Source organism: Vibrio sp. V08_P9A1T1 (assembly GCF_963874405.1).
In the GTDB taxonomy this organism is placed as follows: Bacteria; Pseudomonadota; Gammaproteobacteria; order Enterobacterales; family Vibrionaceae; genus Vibrio; species Vibrio anguillarum.
This window is the reverse complement of record NZ_CAWNIB010000124.1, coordinates 1-3,340: the sequence shown is the minus strand read 5'-3', so window position 1 is coordinate 3,340 and position 3,340 is coordinate 1. Positions and strand designations below refer to the sequence as shown.

The following is a 3,340-nucleotide window of genomic DNA, read 5'->3' as shown; positions in this document are numbered from 1 at the left end:
GCTCTTTAACAATTTGGAAAGCTGACTGATAACAACGAACGTGTTTGTTGTTATCAAATAAAAGTTCTCAACATCAATACGTTTAACGTATTGATACCAAACACATTCAAGTGTTCTTGGGAAAGCTTACTACGGTAAGTTTTCAAAATTGAGTCCGGCAAAATCAAACGTCTCTCGCTCATTCAAATAATGAGAGACAACCTTGGTGACTTGTCTACAACACGAAACTTCTTCGGGTTGTATGGTTAAGTGACTAAGCGTACACGGTGGATGCCTTGGCAGTCAGAGGCGATGAAGGACGTAGTAACTTGCGATAAGCGTAGATTAGGCAGTAACAGCCACTTGAGTCTACGATTTCCGAATGGGGAAACCCACGTGCATAAGCACGTATCCTTACCTGAATACATAGGGTAAGGAGGCAAACCGGGGGAACTGAAACATCTAAGTACCCCGAGGAGAAGAAATCAACAGAGATTCCGAAAGTAGCGGCGAGCGAAATTGGACTAGCCCTTAAGCTTTTAATGATGCAGGTGAAGCCTCTGGAAAGTGGCGCAATAAAGGGTGATAGCCCCGTAACTGTTCCATCATTATAAGTGAAATCGAGTAAGGCGGGACACGTGTTATCCTGTCTGAACATGGGGGGACCATCCTCCAAGGCTAAATACTACTGACTGACCGATAGTGAACCAGTACCGTGAGGGAAAGGCGAAAAGAACCCCTGTGAGGGGAGTGAAATAGAACCTGAAACCGTGTACGTACAAGCAGTAGGAGCACCTTCGTGGTGTGACTGCGTACCTTTTGTATAATGGGTCAGCGACTTATATTCAGTGGCAAGGTTAACCGAATAGGGGAGCCGTAGGGAAACCGAGTCTTAACTGGGCGCTTCAGTCTCTGGATATAGACCCGAAACCGGGTGATCTAGCCATGGGCAGGTTGAAGGTTGAGTAACATCAACTGGAGGACCGAACCGACTAATGTTGAAAAATTAGCGGATGACTTGTGGCTAGGGGTGAAAGGCCAATCAAACTCGGAGATAGCTGGTTCTCCCCGAAAGCTATTTAGGTAGCGCCTCGGACGAATACTACTGGGGGTAGAGCACTGTTAAGGCTAGGGGGTCATCCCGACTTACCAACCCTTTGCAAACTCCGAATACCAGTAAGTACTATCCGGGAGACACACGGCGGGTGCTAACGTCCGTCGTGGAGAGGGAAACAACCCAGACCGCCAGCTAAGGTCCCAAATTACTACTAAGTGGGAAACGATGTGGGAAGGCTCAGACAGCCAGGATGTTGGCTTAGAAGCAGCCATCATTTAAAGAAAGCGTAATAGCTCACTGGTCGAGTCGGCCTGCGCGGAAGATGTAACGGGGCTAAGTAGTAAACCGAAGCTGCGGCAATGCAGTTTACTGTATTGGGTAGGGGAGCGTTCTGTAAGCCGTTGAAGGTGTGTTGTAAAGCATGCTGGAGGTATCAGAAGTGCGAATGCTGACATGAGTAACGATAAGGGGGGTGAAAAACCTCCCCGCCGGAAGACCAAGGGTTCCTGTCCAACGTTAATCGGGGCAGGGTAAGTCGACCCCTAAGGCGAGGCTGAAAAGCGTAGTCGATGGGAAACGGGTTAATATTCCCGTACTGCTTATAATTGCGATGGGGGGACGGAGAAGGCTAGGTGGGCCAGGCGACGGTTGTCCTGGTTCAAGTGCGTAGGCTAAGAGACTAGGTAAATCCGGTTTCTTGTTAGGCTGAGACACGACGTCGAGCTGCTACGGCAGTGAAGTCATTGATGCCCTGCTTCCAGGAAAAGCCTCTAAGCTTCAGATTATAAGCAATCGTACCCCAAACCGACACAGGTGGTCGGGTAGAGAATACCAAGGCGCTTGAGAGAACTCGGGTGAAGGAACTAGGCAAAATGGTACCGTAACTTCGGGAGAAGGTACGCTCTTATTGGTGAAGTCCCTCGCGGATGGAGCTGACGAGAGTCGCAGATACCAGGTGGCTGCAACTGTTTATTAAAAACACAGCACTGTGCAAAATCGCAAGATGACGTATACGGTGTGACGCCTGCCCGGTGCCGGAAGGTTAATTGATGGGGTTAGACTTAGGTCGAAGCTCTTGATCGAAGCCCCGGTAAACGGCGGCCGTAACTATAACGGTCCTAAGGTAGCGAAATTCCTTGTCGGGTAAGTTCCGACCTGCACGAATGGCGTAATGATGGCCACGCTGTCTCCACCCGAGACTCAGTGAAATTGAAATCGCTGTGAAGATGCAGTGTACCCGCGGCTAGACGGAAAGACCCCGTGAACCTTTACTACAGCTTGGCACTGAACATTGAACCTACATGTGTAGGATAGGTGGGAGACTTAGAAGCGCAGTCGCTAGATTGCGTGGAGTCGACCTTGAAATACCACCCTTGTCGTTTTGATGTTCTAACGTAGGCCCCTCATCGGGGTTGCGGACAGTGCCTGGTGGGTAGTTTGACTGGGGCGGTCTCCTCCCAAAGAGTAACGGAGGAGCACGAAGGTGGGCTAATCACGGTTGGACATCGTGAGGTTAGTGCAATGGCATAAGCCCGCTTAACTGCGAGAATGACGGTTCGAGCAGGTACGAAAGTAGGTCATAGTGATCCGGTGGTTCTGAATGGAAGGGCCATCGCTCAACGGATAAAAGGTACTCCGGGGATAACAGGCTGATACCGCCCAAGAGTTCATATCGACGGCGGTGTTTGGCACCTCGATGTCGGCTCATCACATCCTGGGGCTGAAGTCGGTCCCAAGGGTATGGCTGTTCGCCATTTAAAGTGGTACGCGAGCTGGGTTTAGAACGTCGTGAGACAGTTCGGTCCCTATCTGCCGTGGGCGTTGGAAGATTGAAGGGGGCTGCTCCTAGTACGAGAGGACCGGAGTGGACGAACCGCTGGTGTTCGGGTTGTCATGCCAATGGCATTGCCCGGTAGCTAAGTTCGGAATTGATAAGCGCTGAAAGCATCTAAGCGCGAAGCGAGCCCTGAGATGAGTCTTCCCTGGCACTTTAAGTGTCCTAAAGGGTTGTTCGAGACTAGAACGTTGATAGGTTGGGTGTGTAAGCGCTGCGAGGCGTTGAGCTAACCAATACTAATTGCCCGTGAGGCTTAACCATACAACACCGAAGGGGTTTTGTGGGCTCAATTGAAGAACATTGAATGTGTGAATGAGAACGAAACAGCTTTCCGAATTAAGAAATTTGCTTGGCGACCATAGCGTTGTGGACCCACCTGATTCCATGCCGAACTCAGAAGTGAAACACAACAGCGCCGATGGTAGTGTGGGGTCTCCCCATGTGAGAGTAGGACATCGCCAGGCTTT

At 50.4% G+C, this 3,340-nt stretch carries 2 rRNA genes; both read left to right on the top strand.

What is annotated here, in order from left to right:
* Nucleotides 1-243 precede the first annotated feature (243 nt).
* Nucleotides 244-3,134, top strand: a 23S ribosomal RNA gene (locus tag AACT21_RS06300).
* An 87-nt stretch (nt 3,135-3,221) separates the two neighbouring features.
* A 5S ribosomal RNA gene (gene rrf / locus AACT21_RS06295) occupies nt 3,222-3,337 on the top strand.
* Nucleotides 3,338-3,340: the final 3 nt, after the last annotated feature.